General features: G+C 61.7%; 26 protein-coding genes. 4 read left to right on the forward strand and 22 right to left on the reverse strand.

Annotation, left to right across the window (positions count from 1 at the left end):
* Nucleotides 1-5: 5 nt before the first annotated feature.
* Together RTH74_RS08685 and RTH74_RS08690 are read left to right on the forward strand one after the other, a co-directional pair.
* Complete coding sequence (locus tag RTH74_RS08685; protein WP_316914406.1) at nucleotides 6-599, forward strand: 2-hydroxychromene-2-carboxylate isomerase; 594 nt, start codon at nucleotides 6-8, stop codon at nucleotides 597-599.
* 68 nt (nucleotides 600-667) lie between these two features.
* Complete coding sequence (locus tag RTH74_RS08690; RefSeq protein WP_316914407.1) at nucleotides 668-883, forward strand: DUF3820 family protein; 216 nt, start codon at nucleotides 668-670, stop codon at nucleotides 881-883.
* 82 nt (nucleotides 884-965) lie between these two features.
* On the opposite strand, the gene RTH74_RS08695 is transcribed toward RTH74_RS08690, so the two are convergent.
* The 8 genes from RTH74_RS08695 to fnr all read right to left on the reverse strand — a co-directional run bounded on the left by RTH74_RS08695 (nucleotide 966) and on the right by fnr (nucleotide 8677).
* Complete coding sequence (locus tag RTH74_RS08695) at nucleotides 966-1214, reverse strand: hypothetical protein (RefSeq protein ID WP_316914408.1); 249 nt, start codon at nucleotides 1212-1214, stop codon at nucleotides 966-968.
* Between the two features lie 198 nt (nucleotides 1215-1412).
* Nucleotides 1413-2300 carry an SDR family NAD(P)-dependent oxidoreductase gene (locus tag RTH74_RS08700; RefSeq protein WP_316914409.1) on the reverse strand — a complete coding sequence of 296 codons (888 nt, stop codon included), beginning with the start codon at nucleotides 2298-2300 and terminating at the stop codon, nucleotides 1413-1415.
* Nucleotides 2297-3850, reverse strand: coding sequence for an NAD(P)/FAD-dependent oxidoreductase (locus RTH74_RS08705; protein WP_316914410.1), 1554 nt, complete (start codon nucleotides 3848-3850; stop codon nucleotides 2297-2299). Before RTH74_RS08705 ends, RTH74_RS08700 begins: the two co-directional genes overlap by 4 nt.
* A gap of 50 nt (nucleotides 3851-3900) precedes the next feature.
* Nucleotides 3901-4737: a metal-dependent hydrolase gene (locus RTH74_RS08710; protein WP_099523663.1), complete on the reverse strand. Its 837-nt coding sequence runs from the start codon at nucleotides 4735-4737 to the stop codon at nucleotides 3901-3903.
* 233 nt (nucleotides 4738-4970) lie between these two features.
* A complete protein-coding gene (locus tag RTH74_RS08715; RefSeq protein WP_316914411.1) occupies nucleotides 4971-5786 on the reverse strand; it encodes an ion transporter in 816 nt (271 codons plus the stop codon).
* Nucleotides 5787-5928: 142 nt separating this feature from the next.
* Entirely contained in the window at nucleotides 5929-7203 is a 1275-nt protein-coding gene (locus RTH74_RS08720) for an ATP-binding protein (RefSeq protein ID WP_316914412.1), read from the reverse strand.
* Nucleotides 7204-7351: 148 nt separating this feature from the next.
* Complete coding sequence (locus RTH74_RS08725; RefSeq protein WP_316914413.1) at nucleotides 7352-7900, reverse strand: adenine phosphoribosyltransferase; 549 nt, start codon at nucleotides 7898-7900, stop codon at nucleotides 7352-7354.
* Nucleotides 7901-7942: 42 nt separating this feature from the next.
* Entirely contained in the window at nucleotides 7943-8677 is a 735-nt protein-coding gene (gene fnr / locus RTH74_RS08730) for a fumarate/nitrate reduction transcriptional regulator Fnr (RefSeq protein WP_316914414.1), read from the reverse strand.
* A gap of 153 nt (nucleotides 8678-8830) precedes the next feature.
* On the opposite strand from fnr, the gene RTH74_RS08735 reads away from it, so the two are divergent.
* Nucleotides 8831-9274, forward strand: coding sequence for a hypothetical protein (locus RTH74_RS08735; RefSeq protein WP_316914415.1), 444 nt, complete (start codon nucleotides 8831-8833; stop codon nucleotides 9272-9274).
* 51 nt (nucleotides 9275-9325) lie between these two features.
* Here the strand turns inward: RTH74_RS08735 and hemN are convergent, their stop codons facing one another.
* The 14 genes from hemN to ccoN (RTH74_RS08805) all read right to left on the reverse strand — a co-directional run bounded on the left by hemN (nucleotide 9326) and on the right by ccoN (RTH74_RS08805) (nucleotide 23084).
* The gene (gene hemN / locus RTH74_RS08740; protein WP_316914416.1) at nucleotides 9326-10708 is read right to left on the reverse strand and encodes an oxygen-independent coproporphyrinogen III oxidase; all 1383 of its coding nucleotides are present in this window, start codon (nucleotides 10706-10708) and stop codon (nucleotides 9326-9328) included.
* A 161-nt stretch (nucleotides 10709-10869) separates the two neighbouring features.
* Nucleotides 10870-11553, reverse strand: a complete 684-nt coding sequence (locus RTH74_RS08745) for a sulfite exporter TauE/SafE family protein (RefSeq protein ID WP_316914417.1) — start codon at nucleotides 11551-11553, stop codon at nucleotides 10870-10872.
* Nucleotides 11546-11752 (reverse strand): cbb3-type cytochrome oxidase assembly protein CcoS, encoded by a 207-nt coding sequence (gene ccoS, locus RTH74_RS08750; protein WP_099523671.1) that lies wholly within the window; start codon nucleotides 11750-11752, stop codon nucleotides 11546-11548. Before ccoS ends, RTH74_RS08745 begins: the two co-directional genes overlap by 8 nt.
* Nucleotides 11753-11820: 68 nt before the next feature.
* Entirely contained in the window at nucleotides 11821-14229 is a 2409-nt protein-coding gene (locus RTH74_RS08755; RefSeq protein ID WP_316914418.1) for a heavy metal translocating P-type ATPase, read from the reverse strand.
* A gap of 8 nt (nucleotides 14230-14237) precedes the next feature.
* Nucleotides 14238-14756 (reverse strand): FixH family protein, encoded by a 519-nt coding sequence (locus RTH74_RS08760; protein WP_099523675.1) that lies wholly within the window; start codon nucleotides 14754-14756, stop codon nucleotides 14238-14240.
* A 13-nt stretch (nucleotides 14757-14769) separates the two neighbouring features.
* Nucleotides 14770-16182, reverse strand: coding sequence for a cytochrome c oxidase accessory protein CcoG (gene ccoG / locus RTH74_RS08765; protein WP_099523677.1), 1413 nt, complete (start codon nucleotides 16180-16182; stop codon nucleotides 14770-14772).
* A 160-nt stretch (nucleotides 16183-16342) separates the two neighbouring features.
* A complete protein-coding gene (gene ccoP / locus RTH74_RS08770; protein WP_106732105.1) occupies nucleotides 16343-17338 on the reverse strand; it encodes a cytochrome-c oxidase, cbb3-type subunit III in 996 nt (331 codons plus the stop codon).
* The gene (locus RTH74_RS08775) at nucleotides 17335-17523 is read right to left on the reverse strand and encodes a cbb3-type cytochrome oxidase subunit 3 (RefSeq protein WP_099523682.1); all 189 of its coding nucleotides are present in this window, start codon (nucleotides 17521-17523) and stop codon (nucleotides 17335-17337) included. Before RTH74_RS08775 ends, ccoP (RTH74_RS08770) begins: the two co-directional genes overlap by 4 nt.
* Before the next feature lie 6 nt (nucleotides 17524-17529).
* On the reverse strand, nucleotides 17530-18138 hold the full coding sequence (ccoO, locus tag RTH74_RS08780; protein ID WP_013715226.1) for a cytochrome-c oxidase, cbb3-type subunit II: 609 nt from the start codon (nucleotides 18136-18138) through the stop codon (nucleotides 17530-17532).
* Nucleotides 18138-19580: a cytochrome-c oxidase, cbb3-type subunit I gene (ccoN, locus tag RTH74_RS08785; protein ID WP_099523684.1), complete on the reverse strand. Its 1443-nt coding sequence runs from the start codon at nucleotides 19578-19580 to the stop codon at nucleotides 18138-18140. The genes ccoO (RTH74_RS08780) and ccoN (RTH74_RS08785) overlap by 1 nt, the downstream gene beginning before the upstream one ends.
* A gap of 348 nt (nucleotides 19581-19928) precedes the next feature.
* Nucleotides 19929-20855 carry a cytochrome-c oxidase, cbb3-type subunit III gene (gene ccoP / locus RTH74_RS08790; protein ID WP_316914419.1) on the reverse strand — a complete coding sequence of 309 codons (927 nt, stop codon included), beginning with the start codon at nucleotides 20853-20855 and terminating at the stop codon, nucleotides 19929-19931.
* Nucleotides 20852-21031, reverse strand: a complete 180-nt coding sequence (locus tag RTH74_RS08795; RefSeq protein WP_017677201.1) for a CcoQ/FixQ family Cbb3-type cytochrome c oxidase assembly chaperone — start codon at nucleotides 21029-21031, stop codon at nucleotides 20852-20854. Before RTH74_RS08795 ends, ccoP (RTH74_RS08790) begins: the two co-directional genes overlap by 4 nt.
* Before the next feature lie 5 nt (nucleotides 21032-21036).
* Complete coding sequence (gene ccoO, locus RTH74_RS08800; RefSeq protein WP_099523687.1) at nucleotides 21037-21645, reverse strand: cytochrome-c oxidase, cbb3-type subunit II; 609 nt, start codon at nucleotides 21643-21645, stop codon at nucleotides 21037-21039.
* A complete protein-coding gene (gene ccoN / locus RTH74_RS08805; protein WP_099523689.1) occupies nucleotides 21645-23084 on the reverse strand; it encodes a cytochrome-c oxidase, cbb3-type subunit I in 1440 nt (479 codons plus the stop codon). Before ccoN (RTH74_RS08805) ends, ccoO (RTH74_RS08800) begins: the two co-directional genes overlap by 1 nt.
* A gap of 101 nt (nucleotides 23085-23185) precedes the next feature.
* On the opposite strand from ccoN (RTH74_RS08805), the gene RTH74_RS08810 reads away from it, so the two are divergent.
* A complete protein-coding gene (locus RTH74_RS08810; protein WP_316914420.1) occupies nucleotides 23186-23866 on the forward strand; it encodes an alpha/beta family hydrolase in 681 nt (226 codons plus the stop codon).
* Nucleotides 23867-24188: the final 322 nt, after the last annotated feature.

Genomic DNA, 24188 nt, shown 5'->3' on the forward strand with positions numbered 1-24188 from the left:
ACCTGATGAGCAAGACGGTGGAATTCTTCTTCGACCTGGGCAGCCCGGCCTCCTACCTGGCCTATACCCAGTTGCCTAGCCTGTGCCGCGAGGCCGGCGCCGCGCTGGTGTATCGGCCGATGCTGCTTGGTGGCGTGTTCCAGGCCACTGGCAACGCGTCGCCAGCGATGATTCCGGTCAAGGGCCGCTACATGATTCGCGACCTGGCACGTTTTGCCGAGCGTTACGGCGTACCGATGCGTTTCAACCCGCATTTCCCGATCAATACTCTGACGCTGATGCGCCTGCTGGTAGCCGTCCAACTGCATCAGCCGGAGCGCTTCGACCATGCCCTGCAGGCGCTATTCCGGGCTATCTGGGTCGATGGGGTGAACATGGGTGATCCGGCCAAGGTGGCAGGCGTGCTGGTGGCCGCTGGCTTCGATGCGGCACAGTTGCAGGCGCAGATCGCTGAACCGGCAGTGAAGGATGCACTCAAGGCGACTACCGAGGAGGCGGTCAAGCGCGGCGTATTTGGTGCTCCGACTTGCTTCGTCGGCGAGGAGATGTTCTTTGGCCAGGATCGCCTGGATTTCGTTCGCGAAGCCCTTTGCGCCTAGGTGCTTTTCGTACAGGGCTCGATGCCTGGCACAATGGCCGGATTATTGTCCGGCCGTTCGAGTACCCGATGAACCCCGAAGCATTGAAACTCCTGGTGACCCGCCGAATGCCTTATGGCAAGTACAAGGATCGGCTGATCGCCGATCTGCCGGGGCACTACCTCAACTGGTTCGCTCGCACGGGCTTCCCCAGGGGCGAGTTGGGCCAGTTGTTGGCGCTGATGCAGGAGATCGACCACAACGGCCTCAAGCCGCTGCTAGACCCGCTGCGAAAGAATGCGTAAGCCGTCGGGTGTGCCATGCGCATCAGCGTGCGCGTGCAGGAATTGAGGTGCGCACAGCACACCCTACGGTAATGCCGTCATCTCAATGCCAGTTGCGCCCGTGATCCAGCTTCTGGTCCACCAGCCATTTGCCGTGTGCGATGGACGCGTGCTGGGCCTTGTTCAGGTCGTCCATGAAAGCGTAATCCACCGGCAAGGTCTGGCGCTTGCTGGTGTTGCCGTCGGGATCGGTGATCTGGCAACCACCGGCCCAGGGTGTCGGCAGGCCGGGATGTTCCATGACGCTGGCACGGATGGTGTGATCGCGGTGGGTGCAGGTAAGCGCGCTCATGAGGCCACCTCGTAGATCGAGGCGCCGCCCTCGGCGTCGACGCCACACCGAAGTTCCAGCCGGGAGCCGGTAGCGGCGCCGCTTGGATAAGTGATGCGTCTGTTCTCCTACCTTAGCCCAGTTGGCGCAGCAGCGAGCTTTGTCCGACAAACGCACAGGGCCGGCATTGGCCGGCCCTGTGCGGTGCTTGCTGTGAGGCTACTCAGTCGCTTCGCGCGCCTTGTCCGCGTTTCGTGGCTTGGGCGCGAAGCGGGCGGCCAAGCGCATCGAGATAGTGACCAGGCGCTGATACAGCGCCGGCATGCTGCGCTGCATCCAGTCCAGGGCATGGGCATCGGCGCCGATGAGGATGCGCCGCTTGTTGGCCAGCACGCCATTTACGATGACCTTTGCCGCCTGGTCCGGCGTGGTGCGCAGCAGCTGGTCATTGAATTGCTGACGTGCCTGTTCGGCGGCCTGGCCGGTGACCTTGACCAAGCTGTCGTTCATGCGTGCGGTCTTGGCGATGTTGGTGCGGATGCCGCCGGGGTGCACACAACTGGCGGACACCCCGCAAGCGGCCATGTCCAGCTCCTGGCGCAATGACTCGGTAAAACCGCGCACGGCGAATTTGCTGGCGTTGTAGGCGCTCATGCCGGGCTGGGAGAACAGTCCGAAGACGCTGGAGACGTTGACCACATGGCCCTGGCCAGCCGCCTTGAGATAAGGCAGGAAGGTCTTGGTGCCGTTGATCACGCCCCAGAAGTTGATGTTCATGATCCACTCGTAGTCGGCGTAATCGTTGCCTTCCACGGTGCCACCCTGAGCCACGCCGGCATTGTTGAAGATGGCATTGACCCGGCCAAATTCGCTGACGATCTGCTCGGCCCAGGCCTCGACGGCTGCGCGATCGGCGACGTCGACGCGCTGCTGGCTGACGGTGACGCCAAGTTTGCGCGCCTGCTCGGCGGTTTCCTTGAGACCCTCGACGTTGACGTCGGACAGCGCCAGGTGACAGCCCTGGCGTGCCAGCTGATAGGCGAGGGCGCGGCCGATACCGGAGCCGGCGCCGGTGATGGCGGCTACCTTGTTCTCGAAGGATTTCATGCGCTGGTCTCCTGCACATCGAGGGCGATGGCGTTGCTCTGTGCCGGGTGAGCGGCCTGCTTGCGGCTGAAGTGGTAGGCAGGGGGATCGAAGTGACGCGTCAGCATGCGGTAGCGCCAGGTGAAGCCCGGCCACACCGTGCAGTTGCGGCCACTGACCGGGTGCAGGTACCAGCTCATGCATCCGCCGGTGTTCCATACGGTGCTACCGAGAGTGCCTTGAATCTTCCTGTTGAAGGCGTCCTGCGCCTCGCGTTTGGGCTCCAGGCTCTGCAGCTGGCCCTCTTCAAGCTGCTTGAGGGCGCCAAGCACATAGGTGATCTGCGACTCGATCATATAGACCATGGAGTTGTGGCCCAGGCCGGTGTTCGGCCCCATGAGGAAGAACAGATTGGGGAAGCCAGCGGTCATGGTGCCCTTGTAGGCTTCCGGGCCCTCGGGCCAGGTGTCGAGCAGGTCGATGCCGCCACGGCCGAACACCGTGCCGCGTGGCAGCGGGTCGCTGGGAGTGAAGCCGGTGCCAAAGATGATCGCGTCGACCTTGCGCTCCTGGCCGTCGCTGGTGCGCACGCCGCTGGGTAGGATTTCGGCGATACCGTCGGTGATAACCTCGACATTGGCCTGGGGTAGCGCCGGGTAGTAATCGTTGGAGATCAGCACGCGCTTGCAGCCCATGGTGTAGTCCGGAGTCACCTTGGCGCGCAGTACCGGGTCCTTGATCTGCTTGTTGATGTACAGCTTGGCGATGCCCTGGGCCATGCGCAGCAGGCGCGGGGCGAAGGCGAAGGCGATGACCCTGCTTTCGAGGATGCCGTACAGGGCGCCGCGCCAGAGTTTCTGCGCCAGGGGAAAGCGCTTGAAGCGCTCGCGTTCATCATCGCGAATGGCGCGGTCCGACTTGGGCATGATCCACGGCGCGGTGCGCTGGTAGAGATCGAGCTGCGCAACCTGCTTTTGTATCTGCGGCACGAACTGGATGGCCGAGGCGCCGGTACCGATCACCGCCACGCGCTTGCCGGTCAGGTCATAGTCGTGATTCCACTGCTGTGAGTGGAACACCTCGCCGGTGAAGTGCTCCAGGCCCTTGAGCTTGGGAATCGATGGCGTGGACAGGGCGCCCATGCCGGATACCACGAACTGTGCGCTGTACTGGTTGCCGGCGCGATCCAGCAGGTGCCACAGCTCGGCGTGCTCATCCCAGCGCATCTGCACCACTTCGGTACCCAGCAGGGTCTTGTCCTGCAGCCGATACTTCTCCCAGCAACCTTGCAGATACGCCTTGATTTCCGGCTGCCTGGCGAACATCCGCGTCCAGTTCGGGTTCGGCTCGAAGGAGAACGAATACAGGTGTGATTGCACGTCGCAGCCGCAGCCCGGGTAGTTGTTCACCCGCCAGGTTCCGCCAACGCCGGCTTCCTTCTCGAACAGCAGGAAATCCTGCTCACCCTGCTGCTTGAGGCGAATGGCCATGCCGAGGCCGGAGAAACCGCTGCCAAGAATGGCGATCTTGCAATGACGGGCAGCGGTAGGGGGTGACACGGGCGCATTCATGGCCGAGCTCCTGCTTGTCGTTCTTGTTGGTGTCTGCACGCCAAGGGCCGTCAGTTACTGAAACCGAGGCGCTCGCGCCAACGATTTTCCAGTTTGTCGGTGTCGTGATCCTTGGGGTGGAAGCCCGGGCGGTAATAGTCCAGGTACGGACCAAGCAGCTTGGTGAAGAAACCGTTGCGCGGGCCAAACAGCTTCTTCAGGCCGAATCCCCAGCTGCGCCAGTTGAACAGCTGGCCGTCCTTGCGCAGCAGATGGATCTGAAACCAGCCGATCACGCCGAAGAACAGCGCAGTGGTCAGCAGCATCACCAACGTGCGGGTGAAGTAGCCGCCGTAGACCTCCTGGTAGACGTCGTAGCACACGGCCTTGTGCTCGTTTTCCTCGATGGCGTGCCACATCCACAGTTGATACAGCTTCGGGTCGTTCATCTGCGTGGTGAGGTCTTCACGCTTGAGCAGTTGCTCGGCCATGGTCGCGGTGAAGTGTTCCAGGGCACAGGTGGCGGCCAGGCGCTGCTTCTTGGTGCTGAAACGGGTGACCCATTCCAGCAGCACCTTGATGCGCAGCTCGAGGCGTTCCAGGTCGATATCGTGCTCGTTGGCGTAGTCGTTGTAGGCCGCATGCTCCTTGGAGTGCATGGCCTCCTGACCGATGAAGGCGCTGATGTCCTTTTTCAGCTGCGGCTCGCTGACCTGGTCGCGTACGGCGCGCACGCTGTCGACGAAGAACTTCTCGCCGTAAGGGAACAGCGACGACAGGTTGTTCATGAAATGGCTCATGAAGGGGTCGTCATAGAACCAGTATTTCGGTGTTTCGCTGAAACTGAAGTCCATGCGACGCACGGGGAAGCTGGATTTTGGCTGCGGTAGGGCGGTACTGGCGCTCATCGTTCGAGTCCTCTTCCGAGTTGGAACTCCCAAGTGTCGTGCGGCTCTGGTTGGCAGCACTCGGGGTCGCAGATGGTCAATCTCGACAGACCAACTGTGTCATTGAACGATGTAACTATCGTGCGTGCGGGCGCTGAGCGCCGCCAACTTAAGGCGGGTCTGATGGGCTGACACAGGGGAGAGGGCGCGCAATCCACCGTGCCAGAGACGGCGGATTGCGCTGGTGGCGGGGTTTACGGCGTGTTACGGCGCAGCTCGGCCACCTCGCTGCGCAGTGCGCGCAGCTCGTCGAGAATTGCCTGTTCGCGAGCTACTGCGGCTTGCTCCTCGGCATTTGGCTCGTGGGTGTTCTGCATCGCGTTGACGATAACGGCGATGAACAGGTTGAGCATCATGAATGTGGCGACGAGGATATAGGGCACGAAGAACAGCCAGGCCAGCGGATGTTCTTCCATTACCGGTCGCACGATGCCCATCGACCAGCTTTCCAGGGTCATCACCTGGAACAGGGTGTACAGGCTGGCGCCGATGTTACCGAACCACTCTGGAAAGCTCTCACCGAACAGCTGGGTGGCCATCACCGCGGCGACATAGAACACCAACCCCATCAGCATGACGATGCTGCCCATGCCTGGTAGCGAGGCGAGCAGCGCCTGCACCACCTTGCGCATGCTTGGGTTGATCGACACCAGTCGCAATACCCGCAGCACGCGCAAGGCGCGTAGCATGGCGAAGGGGCCGCTGGCTGGTATCAGGGCGATGCCCACCACCAGGCAATCGAATACGGCCCAGGGGTCACGCAGCAGACCGATGCCACGGGCGGTGAAGCGCAGCGCCAGCTCGATGACGAAGCAGGTGAGGATGACGGTATCGAGGATCAGCAGCGGCGTGCCCCAGTCGGTCATGATCGACGGTGACGTCTGCAGGCCGAGAATGATGGCATTGATGACGATCAGCAGGGTGATCAGGCGCTGCATGATGGCGCCGTCCATGACAGCGCCCAGGCGCTGACGCCAGTCGCTGGATGGATTCAGTTCGAGTTCGTGCATGGGAAACCGTCAATCGATATCCAGTATGGGAAGGGAGCGGACGATTCTAAGGGTTTCCAGGCTGACGGTGATTACGCGTAGGAACAGTTCCAGTGGGTATTTAGGGTTACCCATTGTTTCAATGGCCCTGCCGTAGACGTCATTATCGATGCGGCTGGTTTTGTGCGGTAGCAGGCGCTTGTGGCGTCAGGGTGCTGATAGGTACGGCGAATAACCGCTCGCCAAATGAGAGGATGCTGTCGCCATCATAGAAAACCACGCCAGCAGAAAATTGCTCGCCACAGGCATCTTTCAGCTTATGTAAGCCTTTGAAGTCGGAGGCGGTGACACTGGCTGCTGCCTTGATTTCGATGCCGGCCAGTTGTCGGCCTTGTTCGATGATGATGTCTACTTCCACCTGATCCTTGTTACGGAAATGGTAGAAAGTCAGGTTTTCATCGTGCCAGTCCGCTTGTTTGCGTAGTTCCTGATAGACGAAGGTTTCCAGCAGTTGCCCCAGTAGTGACTTGTCTTGCCATAGACTTTTACTGGTTACGCCGAGCAAGGCACACGCCAGCCCTGTATCGGCCAGGTGCATTTTGGGTGTTTTGATCAAGCGACTGAGGCGATTGCTGTGCCAGGGCTGTAGCTGTTCGATCAGGAAGACCTGCTCTAACAATGCCAGGTAGTTGGCGATGGTCGGGCGACTGATCGCGAAGGGGGAGGCCAGGTCTGCTGAGTTAAACAGCCGTGCTGTCTGGCTGGCTGCCAGGCTTAGAAGCCGCGGCAGGACATCCAGGTTATGGATGTTGGCGATGTCCTGAACGTCACGCTGGATCAGTGTGGTGATGTAGTCCTGATACCAGGCTATGCGTCTTTTTTCGCTGCCTCGTGCGAGAGCCGACGGATAGCCTCCACGGCTTATGATATTTGCTAGCGATTCACCCAGGCTTGAAAGCTTTCTGGTCTTTGCGCCTGCACTGAAATCAGCTTGAAACAGTTCCTCTAGGAAGGTTGGCTTTTGCCCGGCTATTTCACACTGGGCCAATGGCCTCAGATGGATGATGTCCATTCTGCCTGCCAGTGAGTCGGCCAGCTTGGGAAGCAGCAGCACATTGGCTGATCCTGTGAGGATGAAGCGACCTGGCTTTCTGTTCTGGTCAACGCTGGCCTTGATGCTGGTAAAGAGCTCAGGAACGCGCTGAATCTCATCGAGAATGACGTATTCGGGAAGATTTCTAATGAAGCCTATCGGGTCGGCTTTGGCTGCCTGTAACTGGTTGTCATCGTCAAAGCTGATGTAGTAATAGCCCTCAGCTTTGCCAATGGCTTGGGCCAGAGTGGTTTTGCCGCACTGTCGTGAGCCATGAATCAATATGACCGGTGTATCCAGCAAAGCCTCGCGCACAGCCGTTTCGGAGTATCTGCTGTACTGCATTTGACGAGGCCCTGATTAAAAGATGGTAAGGATAGGTAGGTTCTCGTCCAAATGAAAATATTCATTCGGCTATGTGTAAATTTTTTTTCGTCCAAATGTAGATTTAGCTTGGCTTGGACAGCATCGACTTGATCACTGCCTGGCAGGTTTACTGATCGTCGAGGGCGAAGGCAGTCAGCGTGAAGGTGGGGATGCCGGCGTCCTGCAGCTTCTGTGAGCCACCCAGCTCAGGCAGGTCGATGATCGCGGCGGCCTCGAAGATCGTTGCGCGCATGCGTCGCACCAGGTTGGCCGCGGCGATCAGGGTTCCGCCGGTAGCGATCAGGTCATCGAAGATCAGTACCGAATCGCCTTCACAGAGACTGTCGCTGTGCACTTCGAGAAAGGCTTCGCCGTACTCGGTCTGGTAACCCTCGCTGAGGACGTCCGCCGGCAGTTTGCCCTGCTTGCGGAACAGTACCAGTGGCTTGTTCAGTTCGTAGGCGATGATCGAGCCGATCAGGAAACCGCGCGCGTCCATGGCGCCGATATGGCTGAACTCGGCCTCCACGTAACGTTGGATGAAACTGTCGGCGACCATGCGCAGGGCGCGCGGCGACTGGAACAGCGGGGTGATGTCGCGAAAGATGACGCCCGGCTTGGGGAAGTCCGGTACCGGGCGGATCAGGGTCTTGATGCTGAATTCGTCAAAGATCATCGTGGGGTCCTAATGCGTTGAGCCCGCGAAAACTGTGCGAACTCAAACGTCGAGATTGCCGCCTGCCAGAGCACACAGCTCGATCGGGTCGAGGATGTGCACTTCCTTGCCTTCGGCTTCGAGCAGCTTGTTCTGTTGGAAGCGGGTAAATACGCGAGACACCGTCTCCACTGCAAGGCCCAAATAGTTACCAATTTCGTTGCGCGACATGGACAGACGGAACTGGTTGGCGGAGAAGCCGCGGGCGCGGAAGCGGGCAGAGAGGTTGACCAGGAAGGTGGCGATGCGTTCGTCGGCGGTCTTCTTCGAGAGCAACAGCATCATCTGCTGATCGTCACGGATCTCACGGCTCATGATACGCATCAACTGACGACGCAACTGCGGCAACTGCAGGGCCAGGTCGTCGAGGCGCTCGAAGGGAATCTCGCAGACCGAGGTGGTTTCCAGCGCCTGCGCGGAAACCGGGTAGCGCTCGCCGTCGACGCCAGACAGGCCGACCAGCTCGCTGGGCAGGTGAAAGCCGGTGATCTGCTCCTCACCGCCATCGCTCAGACTGAAGGTCTTCAGTGCACCGGAACGAACGGCGAACACGGAGCCAAAGGTATCGCCCTGGCGGAACAGGAATTCGCCCTTTTTCAGTGGGCGGCCGCGTTTGACGATGCCGTCTAGCGCGTCCATGTCCTCCATGTTCAGGGAAATGGGCAGGCACAGGGCAGCCAGGCTGCAATCCTTGCAATGGGCTTGATGCTGCTTGTGCAGCTTGATGCTCTCGGACATCGTCGGGCTTCCCGGATATACACGCAGTTTTCGTAAGGGTACAGCAGCGCTCGGGTGGCGGCCAGCCATATCAGGGCTGACCGAGTGCTCAAGTTTGGCCGCGGGGTGCCGATCCAGATCGTAGAACCATAGTCCAACGCAGGGAGCAGCGCGATGCGCGTACCATCCACGGGACCCTTGAATAATCTGGTCCAGGGCGTTCAGCGACAATTTACCGCAGGCGAGCAGACTCCGGAGGAGGTGCGCGAGGGGCTGCGCGTGACCCTGTCCGAGCTGGGCAAGAGCATGTCGGCCAAGGCCGACAAGAACGATGACATCGATAACAGTGACTTGCCTCAGGCGATCAAGGACCTGCTCAAGATGATCCGCGAGTTGCGTGCGCAGATCGTCGAGAAGCAGGCGCAGATCGAGGCGGTCATGAGCGATCAGAGCCTCGATGCAGAAACCAAGCGTCAGCAGCTTGAAGGCTTGCAGAGCGAGCTGGCGTCGCTCAACAGCGCACTGACGGCGGCCAATGCCAACCTGATCAAGCTGATGCGCGAGAACGGCCTGTCGAGTCAGCAGATGCAGACCGCCGCCACCCTGGCAATGGGGTGATCCGACGGCCAGTGACGGAGTCCGTCACTGGCGCAGGCTACTCATTCATGCTCAGATCACCCGAGAAAAGCGCTGACGTACCTGATCGTTAAGGTAACGGTCGAACAGCATGCACAGCGAACGCACCAGCAGGCGCCCGGCCGGGCGTACCTGAATGCCTTGTTCGTCGAGCACGATCAGGCCGTCACCCGCGAGCTGCTCCAGCTCGGGCCATAGAGCGGCGAAGTAATCGCGGAACACCACGCCATGCGCGCGTTCGATGTCGGCGAAGCGCAATTCGAAATGACAAATCAACTGCTGGATTACCGCCCGGCGCAGGCGGTCGTCTGCGTTGCAGTGCAAGCCGCGTCGTGTCGCCAATTGACCGTTGCCCAGAGTCTGCTGATAACTGGTGATATCGCTGTCGTTCTGGCTGTACAGATCGCCGATCTGGCTGATGGCGGAGACGCCCAGGCCGATCAGGTCGCAGTGGCCATGGGTGGTATAGCCCTGGAAGTTGCGTTGCAGAGTGCCTTCTTCCTGGGCGATGGCCAGTTCATCGTCGGGCAGGGCGAAGTGGTCCATGCCGATGTAGCGATACCCGGCGCGGGTCAGCTGCTCGATGCTGGCCTGCAGCATGGCCAGTTTGTCGCCCGGGCTGGGCAGATCATCGTTGTTGATGCGCCGTTGCGGCATGAAGCGTTCCGGTAGGTGCGCATAGTTGAACAGTGACAGGCGATCCGGTTGCAGGGCGATGACCTCGGCCACGGTGCGCGCGAAGCGTTCCGGGGTCTGTTTGGGCAGGCCGTAGATCAGGTCAATGTTCACCGAGCGGAACTGCAGGGTGCGTGCTGCCTCGACAATGGCGCGGGTCTCTTCCAGGGTCTGAAGGCGGTTGACCGCGCGCTGCACCTCAGGGTCGAGATCCTGCACGCCGAGGCTGACACGGTTGAAGCCCAGCTCACGCAGCAGGCCCATGGTCGACCAGTCGGCCTCGCGCGGGTCGATCTCGATGCTGTAATCGCCGGAATCGTCGTCGAGCAGGCTGAAGTGTTGGCGCAGGTGCTGCATCAGTCGGCGTAGTTCGTCGTGGCTGAGGAAGGTCGGTGTACCGCCACCGAAATGCAGTTGTTCGATGGGCTGGTTGCGATCGATGTAGCGGCTGATGATCTCGATTTCCCGCTCGAGCTTTTCCAGATAGGGCAGGGCGCGGCCGCGGTCCTTGGTGATGACCTTGTTGCAGGCGCAGTAGTAACAGATGTGCGCGCAGAACGGCACATGCACGTACAGCGACAGCGGACGTTTGGCTTTGCGACTGTCACGCAGGGCATGCAGCAGGTCGAAAGGACCGATGTCGTCGTGAAACTGCACGGCGGTCGGATAGGAGGTGTAGCGCGGGCCGGCGAGATCGTAGCGGCGGATCAGGTCGGCATCCCACTGGATGGTTTCGAGCATGGGAAATAATCCTGGACAGGCTGTGTGGCCAGTCTAGGGATGCGCGTAGAGGGTGGCCTTGACCTGAATCAAGGGCGCGTCGAGCGCCAGATACGTTGTCGCTGCGTAGCCCGGACGCAATCCGGGAGCAAGGTGTCCCCGGATTGCATCCGGGCTATGAGTCAGTGCCCCATCAGCCAGTGTTGGTGAGGGCCGGGCAGGGTCCAGATACCGAACAGGATGACCAGCAGGCCGCCAGCCATGCGCACGCCACGCTTGCGTAGCAGAGCGGTGATGCGTTCGGCAGCCAGGCCGGTAGCCAGCAGTACCGGCCAGGTGCCCAGGCCGAAGGCCAGCATCAGCAGCGCGCTGTTAAGTGCATTGCCCTGGCTCGACGCCCACAGCAGGGTGCTGTAGACCAGCCCGCACGGCAGCCAGCCCCATAAACCGCCGAGAATCAGGGCGCGTGGCAGGCTGCTGACGGGCATGAAGCGTCGCGTCAGCGGCTGGATACGCCGCCACAGGCCACGGCCCAGTGCTTCGATACGCGTCAGCCCGCTCCACCAGCCGGCCAGATAAAGGCCCATGGCAATCAGCAGCAAGGCAGCCAGCGTGCGCATCGCTACTTCGGCTTTGCTGCCGGCAATGGCCCAGCCGGCCAGGCCCAGGAGCAAGCCTGCAAGGCTGTAGCTGAGAATGCGCCCGAGGTTGTAAGCCAGCAGCAGCTGTAGACGCCTGCTGCGTTGCTCGGGGGGAATTGCCAGCGTCAGTGCGCCCATCAGGCCGCCGCACATACCGAGGCAGTGGCCGCCGCCGAGCAGTCCAAGGATCAGCGCCGACACCAGCAGAGGTGCCAGCTCAAGCATCAGGTTTGCCCGGCTTGTTGTGGTCCGCGGCCTGCTCGACGCCAGCCTTGTGCAGCGGATCTTCGTCGTCGAACAGAATGCTGTGCGCTGGGCCGTCGAGATCGTCGTACTGACCGCTGTCGACCGCCCAGAAGAACAGCCAGATGGCGAAACCGACCAGGCCGATGGCGACAGGGATCAGGATGTAGAGGGCGGACATGCGATCTCCATGAAGGCGTCTGAGTAGGAGCTCGCGAAGAACCGCTTCCTTGCGAGCAAAGCTCGCTCCTACGTATTCGGGGTTCGGCTCAGACGCAAGGCGTTGAGCACCACCAGCAGCGAGCTCAGGGACATGCCCACGGCCGCCCAGATTGGTGTGATCCAGCCCAGGGCGGCGAAGGGCAGTACTAGGCCATTGTACAGCGTCGCCCAGGCCAGGTTTTCGATGATGATGCGGCGTGTGCGTTTGGCCAGCTTCAGGCCGTCGACCAGGCTGCTCAGGCGGTTCGACAGCAGCACGGCATCGGCGCTGGTTTTCGCCAGATCGGAGGCCGAGCCCATGGCCACGCTGATATCGGCAGCGGCCAGCACCGGTACGTCGTTGACGCCATCGCCGAGCATCAGCACGCGCCGCCCTTCGCTGTGTAACTGCTTGAGCACCGCCAGCTTGGCATCCGGGGTCAGGCCGCCCCGAGCGTCTTCGATGCCCAGTTGGCGGGCGACTTCGCCCACCATCGGCGAGCTGTCGCCGGAGAGCAGGTGAATATGCCAGCCGCGGGCGCGGGCGGCGGCGATCAGCGCGGGGGCGTCTTCGCGCAGGCGGTCGTCGAGGACGAACCAGGCTAGCGGCCCCTGTTCGTCGCCCAGCAGCAGCCATTGCCCGTGCTCGCTGGCAATCGCGGGTACGGCCTGGCCACTGAGGGCGCAGACGAAGCTGGCCTCACCAATGCGTAGCAGACGACCGTCGACGCTGCCCTGCAGGCCTTGGCCTGGGTGGCTGTCGACAGATTCCGCCGCGCGTGGCGCCTGGCTGAAGGCGCGGGCGATAGGGTGTTCCGAACGGTTTTCCAGTGCCGCTGCCAGCGCCAGGCAATCGCCTTCGTCGAGGTCGCGCAGCGGGTGGATGGCTTTGAGTGTCAGGCGGCCTTCGGTAAGCGTGCCGGTCTTGTCCAGCACCAGGGTGTCGATCTGGTTGAGGCCTTCGAGCACGTGGCCGCGGGTCAGCAGCATGCCCAGTTTGTGCAGGGTGCCGGTGGCTGTGGTCAGGGCCGTCGGTGTGGCCAAGGCCAGGGCGCAGGGGCAGGTGGCCACGAGCAGGGCGAGCACGACCCAGAAGGCACGGCTGGAGTCGATTTCCCACCAGGCGAAGCCGACCACGGCGGCCGCCACCAGGATGAACAGCAGGAACCATTGCGAGACGCGGTCGGCGATTTCCGCCAGACGTGGTTTCTCGCTTTGCGCACGTTCCAGCAGGCGCACGATGGCCGACAGGCGCGTGGCATCTCCGAGTGCCTGCACCTCGACGGTCAGTGGGCCTTCGACGTTCAGTGTGCCGGCGGTGACGCTGTCGCCAATACCGCGTGGCAGCGGCAGGTATTCGCCGGTCAGGAGCGATTCGTCGACGCTGGACTGACCCGCGCGGATGCGGCCATCGGCGGGAATCAGCGAGCCGGGTTGCACCAGCACCTGCTCGCCTTCACGCAATTCGCTGAGCAGGATGCGCTGGCTCTGGCCGCTGTCGTCCAGGCGCAGGCAGGAGGCCGGCAGCAGCCTCACCAGTTGTGCCGTCGCAGCGGCCGTGCGTTCTCGCGCACGGCGCTCCAGGTAGCGTCCGGCGAGGAGGAACAGGGCGAACATGCCCACGGCGTCGAAATACAGTTCGCCCTGGCCGGTGATGGTCGACCAGATGCCGGCCACGTAGGCGCCGCCGATGGCCAGCGAGACCGAGACGTCCATGGTCAGGTGGCGGGTGCGCAGGTCGCGCAGGGCGCCGCGGAAGAACTGACCGCAGCAGTAGAAAACGATGGGCGTGGTGAGGAACAGGCTGGTCCAGCGCAGGATCTTGTCCAGCTCCGGCGACAGGTCGATGTTGAATTCCGGCCAGGTGGCCATGGTCGCCATCATCACCTGCATCCACAGCAGCCCGGCCACGCCCAGCTCGCGCATGCGCCGGCGGTTTTCCGCAGCCAGGCGTTCAGCGGCCTCGTCTGCCCGCCAGGGGTGTGCGGCATAGCCTATGCGGCGCAACTCGGCGAGTAGCTGGCTCAGGGGTATCTGGCTGTCCTGCCAGCGCACCTGCAGGCGGTGGTTGGACAGGTTCAGGTGCGCTTCGGCCACGCCCGGCACGGCGCGCAGGTGCTTCTCGATCAGCCAGCCGCAGGCCGCACAACTGATGCCCTCGATCAGCAACTGGGTTTCGCTCAGCTCGCCTTCGTGCTGGACGAAGGGCTGCTGTACGTCGCTGCGATCGTACAGCGCCAGTTCGTCAGGCAGCGCGGCGGGCAGCGCCTGAGGGTTGGCGGCGTTTTCGCTGCGATGGCTGTAGTAGTGCTCCAGGCCGCCGGCGACGATGGCTTCGGCCACGGCCTGGCAGCCGGGGCAGCACATCTCTCGAGTCTGGCCGAGCACGTCGGCACGGAACTGGCTGCCGGCAGGAACCGGCAGGCCACAGTGGTAGCAGGGAGTCGGGGCGGGCATTGGCGGGATCAGTAGGAGGGGTTGTCACCGATCATGATGGTCTGGCCATCGGTGATGTTCTCTTCCTCGAACAGGCGCCAGTTCTGGCTGCCTTCCTGACCGAGTAGTTCGACGAAGCGACGACCACTGACTTGATCGACCATCTGTCCATGGTACTGGCCGTCGGCGTTGGGCTGCAGGATCACGCGGCGATCTCGCTCCGGCTGGGTTGGCGAGATCAGGTTGAGGACGATCTGCTGCGGTCTGCTGTTGCCCTCCAGCGACAGGGTAGCGACGCCGGTGGTGTTGTCCAGTACCAGCTCGCCATGCAGTTGCAGACGCTCGGCCAGCTTTTCGCGCTCAAGCGACTGGTTGATGCCTTTGCCGACGTCGTAGTAGTCGTCGGAGATCAGCCCTGGCGGGTTCTTGGTGGCGATGGTCAGCAGGGTCAGACCCTGCACCACGGAGTAGCCCAGCAGGAACAGGATGAACCAGGGCCAGAACTGCTTGTACCAGGGTTTGACGGGCGATTGGGTTTGCTCGGTCATGCGATTTCCGTTGTCAGCGGACGCTTGGGCCAATGAAGCGGCTGTCGGCGTCGTTCTTGATACTGGGGTCATCCGCGGATTGTACGTGGAAGACGATGTTGTTGGCGCTCGACGGCAGCTTCTCCGGTGCGATGGACAGCTCTACCGGGAAGGAATACACCTCGCCCGCCAGGGCCCGCACTTCGCGCTTGCCTTCGTAGACCAGACCATCGAGGCCATCGGCGCTGATCACGTAGGTCATGTCGCGCTGCGACTTGTTCATGATCTTCAGGGTGTAGACGTTCTCGATGTGGCCGCGCTCGTTCTCGCGGAACAGCACGCGGTCCTTGAGCACGTCCAGCTCCACCAGTGGGCGATTGGCCACGGCCCAGGCGAACAGGCCGATCATGGCGACCAGCGCGACAGCGTACCCGATCAGGCGCGGGCGCAGCAGGTGGGTCTGGCGGCCAGACAGGTTGTGTTCAGTGGTGTAGCTGATCAGCCCTTTGGGGTAGTTCATCTTGTCCATGATGTCGTCGCAGGCGTCGATACACGCGGCGCAGCCGATGCACTCGATCTGCAGGCCATCACGGATGTCGATGCCAGTGGGGCAGACCTGCACGCACATCTTGCAGTCGATGCAGTCGCCGAGGCCCTGCGCCTTGTAGTCGGCGTCCTTCTTGCGCGGCCCGCGCGATTCGCCGCGGCGCGGATCGTAGGAGACGATCAGGGTGTCCTGGTCGAACATCACGCTCTGGAAGCGTGCATAGGGGCACATGTAGATGCACACCTGCTCACGCAGGTAGCCGGCGTTGCCGTAGGTGGCGAGGGTGAAGAAACCGATCCAGAAATAGGCCCAGCCGCTGGCTTCACCGGTAAAAATCTCGATCACCAGGTCGCGAATCGGCGTGAAGTAGCCAACAAAGGTGATCGCGGTCAGCAGTGACACGCCAACCCAGATGCCATGCTTGGCCAGCTTGCGCCCGAATTTCTTGCCGCTCATGGGCTGCTTGTCCAGCTTCATGCGCTGGTTGCGGTCACCTTCGGTGACTTTTTCCGCCCACATGAATACCCAGGTGAACACGCTTTGCGGGCAGGTGTAGCCGCACCAGACGCGGCCAGCGAACACGGTGATGAAGAACAGGCCGAAGGCGCAGATGATCAGCAACCAGGACAGCAGCATGAAGTCCTGCGGCCAGTAAGTGGCGCTGAAAATGTGGAACTTGCGTTCGGGGAGGTTCCACCAGACCGCCTGGCGGCCGTTCCAGCTCAGCCACACCGTGCCGAAGAAGAGAATGAAGAGGAGGGCGCCGCCAGCGACTCGCAAGTTGCGAAACAGGCCGGTGAACGCGCGGGTGTAGATCTTCTCGCGGCTGGCGTAGAGATCGACGCTGGCATTCTTGGCAGGAGGAGGGGTGACGTCCTGGACGGGAATCTGTTCGCTCATCAGTGCATACCACGGCGGTTGGTTGGCAGCCCGGGCCGATGCGTGCCGGTCAGGGTCAGTTCACGATCACTATATGGTACGCCTGAAAGACAACGCCCGGGTGCGACCAGCAGTCGCGACCCGGGCGTTCATTGACCCTTGTCAAAAGAGTCGTCTGTGCTTACTGCTCTTCGGCCTTGTGCGACAGGCTGTACACGTAGGCAGCCAGCAGGTGCACCTTGTCGTTACCGAGGAATTCTTCCTGGGCCGGCATCTTGCCGTGACGACCGTAACGGATGCTCTGCTGCAGTTGTGCGTAGCTGCTGCCGTAGATGAACGCTGCCGGGTTGGTCAGGTTCGGTGCACCCATGGCCGCGGTACCCTTGCCGTCAGCACCGTGGCAGGCGAAACAGGTACCGGCGAAGACCTTCTGGCCTGCTTCGATATCGGCTTCCACGCCTTCCGGCAGTTCACGACCGCCCAGTTGGGTCAGCACGTAGGCAGCGACGTTGCGCACGCCGTCTTCGCCGATGGCCGGGCCTTGAGCCGGCATGGCGCCTTCGCGGCCTTTGAGGATGGTGGTCTTGATGGTTTCCGGCTCGCCGCCCCAGCGCCATTCGTTGTCGGTCAGGTTGGGGAAGCCGTAGCTGCCTTTGGCATCGGAGCCGTGGCAGACCGAGCAGTTGGAGGCGAACAGACGACCACCCATTTTCAGGGCTTGCTCGTCCTTGGCCACTTCCTCGATCGGCATGGCGGCGTATTTGGCGAACAGCGGGCCGTACTGCTCATCGGCACGCGCCATTTCCTTTTCCCACTGGTGCACACCGGTCCAGCCGGTGTGACGCATGGAGCCGTCAGCGATCTGTACACCAGCAGCGAAAGGCGTTTCCTTTTCGCTGTCGACGTAGTCGTAGCCCGGCAGCAGCCCTTTCCAGTTACCCAGACCCGGGTACAGGGCGAGGTAGCCGAGGGCGAAGATGATGGTCGCGACGAACAGCATGAACCACCACTTCGGCAGCGGGTTGTCATACTCCTCGATGCCGTCGAAGCTGTGGCCGACGGTCTCTTCGGTGGTTTCCTGGCGCTGGCCCTTGCGGGTGCCGAAGATCAGCCAGGTCAGGGCGAAGATGGTGCCCAGAGACAGAATGGTTACGTACCAACTCCAGAACGTGGTCATTGGTTATTGCTCCTGGAAGAGTCTTGATCGCGCTTGGACTCGGGCTTGGGATCGTCGGCGAAGGGCAGGTTGGCTGCTTCGTCGAAGCTCGATTTGCGCTTGCTGCTGTAGGCCCAGAGCACCACGCCAATGAAGGCGATGAAAACGACCGCCGTGCCGATGCCGCGAATTATCCCGATGTCCATAGCGTCTTACCGTTTGTTCTTGATGGAAGTACCGAGAACCTGGAGATACGCAACCAGCGCGTCCATTTCGGTATTGCCTTTCACTGCATCGCGAGCACCGGCGATATCTTCGTCGGTGTAGGGGATGCCGAAGCCACGCATGACTTCCATCTTCTTGGCGGTGTCGCGACCGTCGAGCTTGTTCTCCACCAGCCACGGGTAGGCAGGCATCTTCGACTCAGGCACGACGTTGCGCGGGTTGTACAGGTGGGCACGATGCCACTCGTCCGAGTAACGGCCGCCAACGCGGGCCAGGTCCGGACCGGTACGCTTGGAGCCCCACAGGAACGGGTGATCCCAGACGCTTTCGCCGGCGACGGAGTAGTGGCCGTAGCGCTCGGTTTCGGCGCGGAACGGGCGGATCATCTGCGAGTGGCAGCCGACGCAGCCTTCGCGGATGTAGATGTCGCGACCTTCCAGTTGCATCGCGGTGTAGGGCTTGAGGCCTTCCACCGGCTCATTGGTGACGTCCTGGAAGAACAGCGGGACGATCTGGGTCAGGCCGCCGATGCTGACGGCAATCACCATCAGCAGCGCCATCAGGCCGATATTCTTCTCGATGATTTCGTGTTTCATCAGTGAGCTACTCCGGCGGGAATCTGCGCAGCCGCTTCGTATTCAGCCGGCTTGGCGGCACGCACGGTGCGGAAGGTGTTGTAGGCCATCAGCAGCATGCCGGTCACGAAGAAGGCGCCGCCGATCATGCGTACGACATAGCCTGCATGGCTGGCTTCAAGGGCTTCGACGAAGGAGTAAGTGAGGGTGCCGTCTTCGTTGACTGCGCGCCACATCAGACCCTGGGTGATGCCGTTGACCCACATCGAGGCGATGTACAGCACGGTACCGATGGTAGCCAGCCAGAAGTGGGTGTTGATCAGGGCGATGCTGTGCATCTGCTCGCGACCGAATACTTTCGGCAGCAGGTGATACAGCGAGCCGATGGAGATCATCGCAACCCAGCCGAGGGCGCCGGCGTGCACGTGGCCGATAGTCCAGTCGGTGTAGTGGGACAGGGCGTTGACGGTCTTGATGGCCATCATCGGGCCTTCGAAGGTCGACATGCCGTAGAAGGCCAGGGAGACCACCAAGAAGCGCAGGATTGGGTCGGTGCGCAGCTTATGCCAGGCGCCAGACAGGCTCATCATGCCGTTGATCATGCCGCCCCAGCTCGGAGCCAGCAGGATGACCGACATGGCCATGCCCAGGGACTGAGCCCAATCCGGCAGTGCGGTGTAGTGCAGGTGGTGCGGACCGGCCCAGATGTACAGGGTGATCAGCGCCCAGAAGTGCACGATGGACAGGCGATACGAGTAGATCGGACGCTCGGCCTGCTTGGGTACGAAGTAGTACATCATCCCCAGGAAGCCGGTGGTCAGGAAGAAGCCTACGGCGTTGTGGCCGTACCACCACTGGATCATCGCGTCGGTAGCGCCGGCATAGGCCGAGTACGACTTGAACAGGCTCACCGGCATGGCGGCGCTGTTGACGATGTGCAGCATGGCGGTCACGAGGATGAATGCACCGAAGAACCAGTTGCCCACATAGATGTGCTTGGTCTTGCGCTTGACGATGGTGCCGAAGAACACCAGCAGATAGGTGATCCAGACGATGCCCAGGAGGATGTCGACCGGCCACTCGAGCTCGGCGTATTCCTTGGAGCTGGTGTAGCCCATCGGCAGGGTGATCACCGCCAGGACGATGACCGCTTGCCAGCCCCAGAAGGTGAAGGCAGCCAGACCGTCGGAGATCAGGCGCGTCTGACAGGTGCGCTGGACCACGTAGTACGAGGTCGCAAACAGTGCGCATCCGCCGAAGGCGAAGATCACCGCGTTGGTGTGCAGCGGGCGCAGACGGCCGAAGCTCGTCCACGGCAGGCCCAGGTTGAGTTCCGGCCACACGAGTTGTGCGGCGATGAACACGCCTAGACCCATGCCAATGACCCCCCAGATCACCGTCATAATGGCGAACTGGCGGACCACCTTATAGTTATAAGCAGTCTGACTGATTGCTGTGCTCATGCTAGGGGTTCCACGGTTAATGGAGTTTTATGGGGCAAAAATCGGCGGCAAGTATGTAGAAAGCAGGTAGCCATTGCAACGCAACGTGCCGACACGAATAGGGTTTCAGGGCTTTTCGCGAGCCGTTTGCAACGGCCTCGGAAACAGCTCTGTCAGCTTTTGGCGCAACCAGTTTGCGCAGCGCTAAGAAAGGATCGCCTTAGAGTTGTGACAGATGGCGACTGAAAGGCAGCTTAGCCCAGATCAAGGAAATTGCAGGGCTATTGGTCGGCGGGTGCGACACTGAGTCGCACAGGTATGAGGAGGGGCCGGCGACCGTGATTCGGTCGCCGGTAATGCATGGGGAGGTTACTTGTTTTCGCCCTGGCTCAGCTTGAACACATAGGCGGCCAGCAGGTGGGCCTTGTCATTGCCGAGGAAGTCGCCCTGAGCTGGCATGTTGCCGCTGCGCCCGTAGCGAATCGTCTGCTGCAGTTGGGCGAAGCTGCTGCCGTAGATGAACGCGCTGGGTTGAGTCAGGTTCGGTGCGCCCATCGCCGGCATGCCGGTGCCGGCCGGGGTGTGGCAGGCGGAGCAGACGGTGGCGAAGATCTGCTTGCCGGCGGCGACGTCGGCCTGGGCATCGTCCGGCAGTTCACGGCCACCGAGTTCGGTGAGGACGTAGGCAGCGACGTTGCGTACACCATCTTCGCCGATCACCGGGCCTTGTGCCGGCATCATGCCCATACGGCCATGCATGATGGTGGTCTTGATGGTTTCCGGCTCGCCGCCCCAGCGCCAACTGCTGTCGGCCAGGTTGGGGAAGCCGTAACTGCCCTTGGCATCGGAGCCGTGGCAAACCGCGCAGTTGGAGGCGAACAGGCGACCGCCCATTTTCAGCGCGCGCTCGTCCTTGGCCACTTCTTCGATGGGCATGGCGGCATATTTGGCGAAGATCGGCCCGTATTGCTCATCGGCACGATTCATCTCGCGCTGCCACTGGTTGACCTGGGTCCAGCCGTCTTCATAGCCCGGCAGCAGGCCTTTAAAGTTGCCCAGGCCGGGATACAGCAGCAGGTAGCCCACGGAGAACACCAGGGTGCCGAGGAACAGCATGAACCACCATTTCGGCAGTGGGTTGTCATATTCCTCGATGCCATCGAAGGCATGGCCCATGGTCTGTTCGGTCGGGCTCTTGTGCACCTCGCTCTTGCGAGTGGCGAAGATCAGCCAGAACAGGGCGACCATGGTGCCGAGGGTCAGCAGGGTGATATACCAACTCCAGAAGGTGGTCATGCTTGGGTCCTCGAAACGGCGGGCTTGGGCTCATCGGCGAAGGGCAGGTTGGCGGCTTCGGCGAAAGCGTCGCGGCGTTTGCCGCTGTAGGCCCAGAGGGTGACGGCGGTGAAGGCGATCAGGACCAGCGCGGTGCCTAGGCCGCGCAGGGTGCCGATATCGATAAGCTCGAACATGGCACTCACCTCTTGTTCTTCACGGCGGTGCCAAGCACCTGCAGGTAGGCGACCAGAGCATCCATCTCGCTCTTGCCCTTGACCGCGTCGCTGGCCCCGGCGATATCGTCGTCGCTGTAGGGCACGCCCAATGTGCGCAGTGCGCTCATCTTCTTGGCGGTGTCCTTGCCGTCGAGGGCGTGCTCCACCAACCAGGGGTAGGCGGGCATGATCGACTCCGGCACGACGTTGCGCGGGTTGTACAGGTGAGCGCGATGCCACTCGTCCGAGTAGCGACCGCCGACACGTGCCAGGTCCGGGCCGGTGCGCTTGGAACCCCACAGGAAGGGATGATCCCAGACGCTTTCGCCAGCGACGGAGTAGTGGCCGTAGCGCTCGGTTTCGGCGCGGAACGGACGGATCATCTGCGAGTGGCAGCCGACGCAGCCTTCGCGGATGTAAATGTCGCGGCCTTCCAGTTGCAGCGCGTTGTAAGGTTTGAGGCCGTCCACCGGCTCGTTGGTGACGTCCTGGAAGAACAGCGGGACGATCTGCGTCAGACCGCCGATGCTGACCGCCAGGATCATCACCAGCGCCATCAGGCCGATGTTCTTCTCGAGAATCTCGTGTTTCATCAGTGGGCTCCTTCTACCGAGAACTGCGCAGCGGCTTCCATCTCGGTGGATTTCGCGCTGCGTACGGTCAGCCAGACGTTCCAGGCCATCAGCAGCATGCCGGCAAAGAAGATGGCGCCGCCGATCACCCGAACCACGAAGCCGACATGGCTGGCTTCCAGCGCTTCGACGAAGGAGTAGGTGAGGGTGCCGTCTTCGTTGACTGCACGCCACATCAGGCCCTGGGTGATGCCGTTGACCCACATCGAGGCGATGTAGAGCACGGTGCCGATGGTGGCCAGCCAGAAGTGGCCGTTGATCAGGCCGATGCTGTGCATCTGCTCACGACCGAACACCTTCGGAATCAGGTGATACAGCGAGCCGATGGACACCATGGCGACCCAGCCGAGGGCGCCGGCATGCACGTGGCCGATGGTCCAGTCGGTATAGTGGGACAGGGCGTTGACGGTCTTGATGGCCATCATCGGGCCTTCGAAGGTCGACATGCCATAGAAGGCCAGGGACACCACCAGAAAGCGCAGAATCGGGTCGGTACGCAGTTTGTGCCAGGCACCGGAGAGGGTCATCATGCCGTTGATCATGCCGCCCCAGCTCGGGGCCAGAAGGATCAGCGACATCACCATGCCGAGGCTCTGTGCCCAGTCCGGCAGCGCGGTGTAATGCAGGTGGTGCGGGCCGGCCCAGATGTATACCGCGATCAGCGCCCAGAAGTGGACGATCGACAGGCGGTAGGAGTAGACCGGGCGACCAGCCTGCTTGGGCACGAAGTAATACATCATCCCCAGGAAACCGGCGGTGAGGAAGAAGCCCACGGCGTTATGGCCGTACCACCACTGGATCATCGCATCGGTGGCGCCGGCATACAGCGAGTAGGACTTGGTCAGGGTGACCGGAATCTCCAGGTTGTTGACCACGTGCAGGATGGCCACGGTGAGGATGAACCCGCCGAAGAACCAGTTGCCCACGTATATGTGGCTGACCTTGCGCTGCATCACTGTGCCGAAGAAGACGATGGCGTAGGACACCCACACGATGGTGATCAGGATGTCGATCGGCCATTCCAGCTCGGCGTATTCCTTGGAACTGGTCCAGCCCAGGGGCAGGGTGATGGCTGCAAGCAGGATCACCAGTTGCCAACCCCAGAAGGTGAAGGCCGCCAGTTTCGGTGCGAACAGCGTGGTCTGGCTGGTGCGTTGCACCGCGTAGTAACTGGTGGCGAACAAGGCGCAGCCACCAAAGGCGAAGATCACCGCATTGGTATGCAGCGGGCGCAGGCGGCCGAAGCTGGTCCACGGTAGGTTGAAGTTGAGTTCGGGCCAGGCCAGCTGGGCAGCGATGAATACGCCGAGTCCCATGCCGACGATGCCCCAAACCACCGTCATAATGGCGAACTGGCGAACCACCCTGTAGTTGTAGGCGGAACGGGTTGTTGTGTTCATGTCTGGGCTTCCATCCACGGTTATGGCAGAGCGGCCGATAACCGTGGTGGTCGCAGGCATGAGCAAGCCACGGACACCACGGATATCGACGCGAGGCAAGCATGAGCAAAGGGCCGTCTGGATTTATTGACGCTGATCAATGCGAGCAGGGACTGCCCTGGCAGTGGGACGAACCGCCGCAGGCGGCATCGAGCACGCTGATCCTCGCGCACGGGGCCGGTGCGCCGATGGACAGCCCGTTCATGCAGGCCATGGCGCTGGGTCTGGCAGAGCGGGGCGTGCGAGTAGTGCGTTTCGAGTTCGCCTACATGGCGCAGAGACGGGTCGACGGACGTAAACGGCCGCCCAATCCGCAGGCGCAACTGCTCCAGCAATGGCGTGATGTGCATGCACAGGTGCGCCATCGGGTCACAGGCCCCGTGGCCATCGGCGGCAAGTCCATGGGCGGGCGCATGGCCAGCTTGCTGGCGGACGAATTGGAGGCTTCCGCTCTGGTTTGCCTCGGCTATCCCTTCTATGCCGTCGGCAAGCCCGAGAAACCGCGCGTCGCTCATCTCGCCGAGCTGCGCACGCCAACGCTGATCATCCAGGGTGAACGCGACGCACTGGGCAATCGCGAAGCCGTTGCTGGCTATGAGCTGTCAGCGGCCATCGAGCTGCACTGGCTGCAGGCTGCCGACCATGACCTGAAGCCGTTGAAGGCGTCCGGCTTCAGCCATGAGCAGCACCTCGCCACTGCAGCGGGACAGATCGCGGCGTTTCTTGGGCGAATGAAACACTGATCCGAGCCCGGCAGCGTGCTCGTATTCAGACACTTTTTCCTGGTGCGGCCGCTGTAAAAGCGGTTGCGCTTGACCGCTTGGTCACGCAATGTGACAGCTGAGTGTCCGGGCCCGTTTCAGTGCGGGCATTGAAGGCTTTTTACCTGCATGGGTGAGCGGATGGCTGCCCTGCACGGCAAGCTGTGCCACGCAATGGGGCGGTGCGTCATGACGGAAACATTGTATTGCACTGTAATGGTGCGTAATGTTTTTGATTGATAGATAGGTTGTTGATTTTAAAGGATTAATTGTGCTGGCTCGGGCCTTGCAGAGGATGCTGCAA

It is taken from the genome of Pseudomonas sp. zfem001 (genome assembly GCF_032621725.1).
GTDB lineage: Bacteria > Pseudomonadota > Gammaproteobacteria > Pseudomonadales > Pseudomonadaceae > Aquipseudomonas > Aquipseudomonas sediminis.

Coding starts and splice junctions, on each gene's coding strand:
- RTH74_RS08685 (WP_316914406.1), top strand. CDS start 6: ATGAGCAAGACGGTGGAATTCTTCTTCGACCTGGGCAGCCCGGCCTCC.
- RTH74_RS08715 (WP_316914411.1), bottom strand. CDS start 5,786: ATGCACGAACTCGAACTGAATCCATCCAGCGACTGGCGTCAGCGCCTG.
- RTH74_RS08745 (WP_316914417.1), bottom strand. CDS start 11,553: ATGCTTGAGCTGGCACCTCTGCTGGTGTCGGCGCTGATCCTTGGACTG.
- ccoP (WP_106732105.1), bottom strand. CDS start 17,338: ATGACCACGTTCTGGAGTTGGTACGTAACCATTCTGTCTCTGGGCACC.
- RTH74_RS08810 (WP_316914420.1), top strand. CDS start 23,186: ATGAGCAAAGGGCCGTCTGGATTTATTGACGCTGATCAATGCGAGCAG.
- RTH74_RS08720 (WP_316914412.1), bottom strand. CDS start 7,203: ATGCAGTACAGCAGATACTCCGAAACGGCTGTGCGCGAGGCTTTGCTG.
- RTH74_RS08775 (WP_099523682.1), bottom strand. CDS start 17,523: ATGGACATCGGGATAATTCGCGGCATCGGCACGGCGGTCGTTTTCATC.
- hemN (WP_316914416.1), bottom strand. CDS start 10,708: ATGCTCGAAACCATCCAGTGGGATGCCGACCTGATCCGCCGCTACGAT.
- ccoN (WP_099523689.1), bottom strand. CDS start 23,084: ATGAACACAACAACCCGTTCCGCCTACAACTACAGGGTGGTTCGCCAG.
- RTH74_RS08700 (WP_316914409.1), bottom strand. CDS start 2,300: ATGAAATCCTTCGAGAACAAGGTAGCCGCCATCACCGGCGCCGGCTCC.
- ccoN (WP_099523684.1), bottom strand. CDS start 19,580: ATGAGCACAGCAATCAGTCAGACTGCTTATAACTATAAGGTGGTCCGC.
- RTH74_RS08690 (WP_316914407.1), top strand. CDS start 668: ATGAACCCCGAAGCATTGAAACTCCTGGTGACCCGCCGAATGCCTTAT.
- RTH74_RS08695 (WP_316914408.1), bottom strand. CDS start 1,214: ATGAGCGCGCTTACCTGCACCCACCGCGATCACACCATCCGTGCCAGC.
- RTH74_RS08795 (WP_017677201.1), bottom strand. CDS start 21,031: ATGTTCGAGCTTATCGATATCGGCACCCTGCGCGGCCTAGGCACCGCG.
- ccoO (WP_099523687.1), bottom strand. CDS start 21,645: ATGAAACACGAGATTCTCGAGAAGAACATCGGCCTGATGGCGCTGGTG.
- fnr (WP_316914414.1), bottom strand. CDS start 8,677: ATGTCCGAGAGCATCAAGCTGCACAAGCAGCATCAAGCCCATTGCAAG.
- ccoS (WP_099523671.1), bottom strand. CDS start 11,752: ATGTCCGCCCTCTACATCCTGATCCCTGTCGCCATCGGCCTGGTCGGT.
- ccoG (WP_099523677.1), bottom strand. CDS start 16,182: ATGAGCGAACAGATTCCCGTCCAGGACGTCACCCCTCCTCCTGCCAAG.
- RTH74_RS08755 (WP_316914418.1), bottom strand. CDS start 14,229: ATGCCCGCCCCGACTCCCTGCTACCACTGTGGCCTGCCGGTTCCTGCC.
- RTH74_RS08705 (WP_316914410.1), bottom strand. CDS start 3,850: ATGAATGCGCCCGTGTCACCCCCTACCGCTGCCCGTCATTGCAAGATC.
- RTH74_RS08710 (WP_099523663.1), bottom strand. CDS start 4,737: ATGAGCGCCAGTACCGCCCTACCGCAGCCAAAATCCAGCTTCCCCGTG.
- ccoP (WP_316914419.1), bottom strand. CDS start 20,855: ATGACCACCTTCTGGAGTTGGTATATCACCCTGCTGACCCTCGGCACC.
- ccoO (WP_013715226.1), bottom strand. CDS start 18,138: ATGAAACACGAAATCATCGAGAAGAATATCGGCCTGATGGCGCTGCTG.
- RTH74_RS08735 (WP_316914415.1), top strand. CDS start 8,831: ATGCGCGTACCATCCACGGGACCCTTGAATAATCTGGTCCAGGGCGTT.
- RTH74_RS08760 (WP_099523675.1), bottom strand. CDS start 14,756: ATGACCGAGCAAACCCAATCGCCCGTCAAACCCTGGTACAAGCAGTTC.
- RTH74_RS08725 (WP_316914413.1), bottom strand. CDS start 7,900: ATGATCTTTGACGAATTCAGCATCAAGACCCTGATCCGCCCGGTACCG.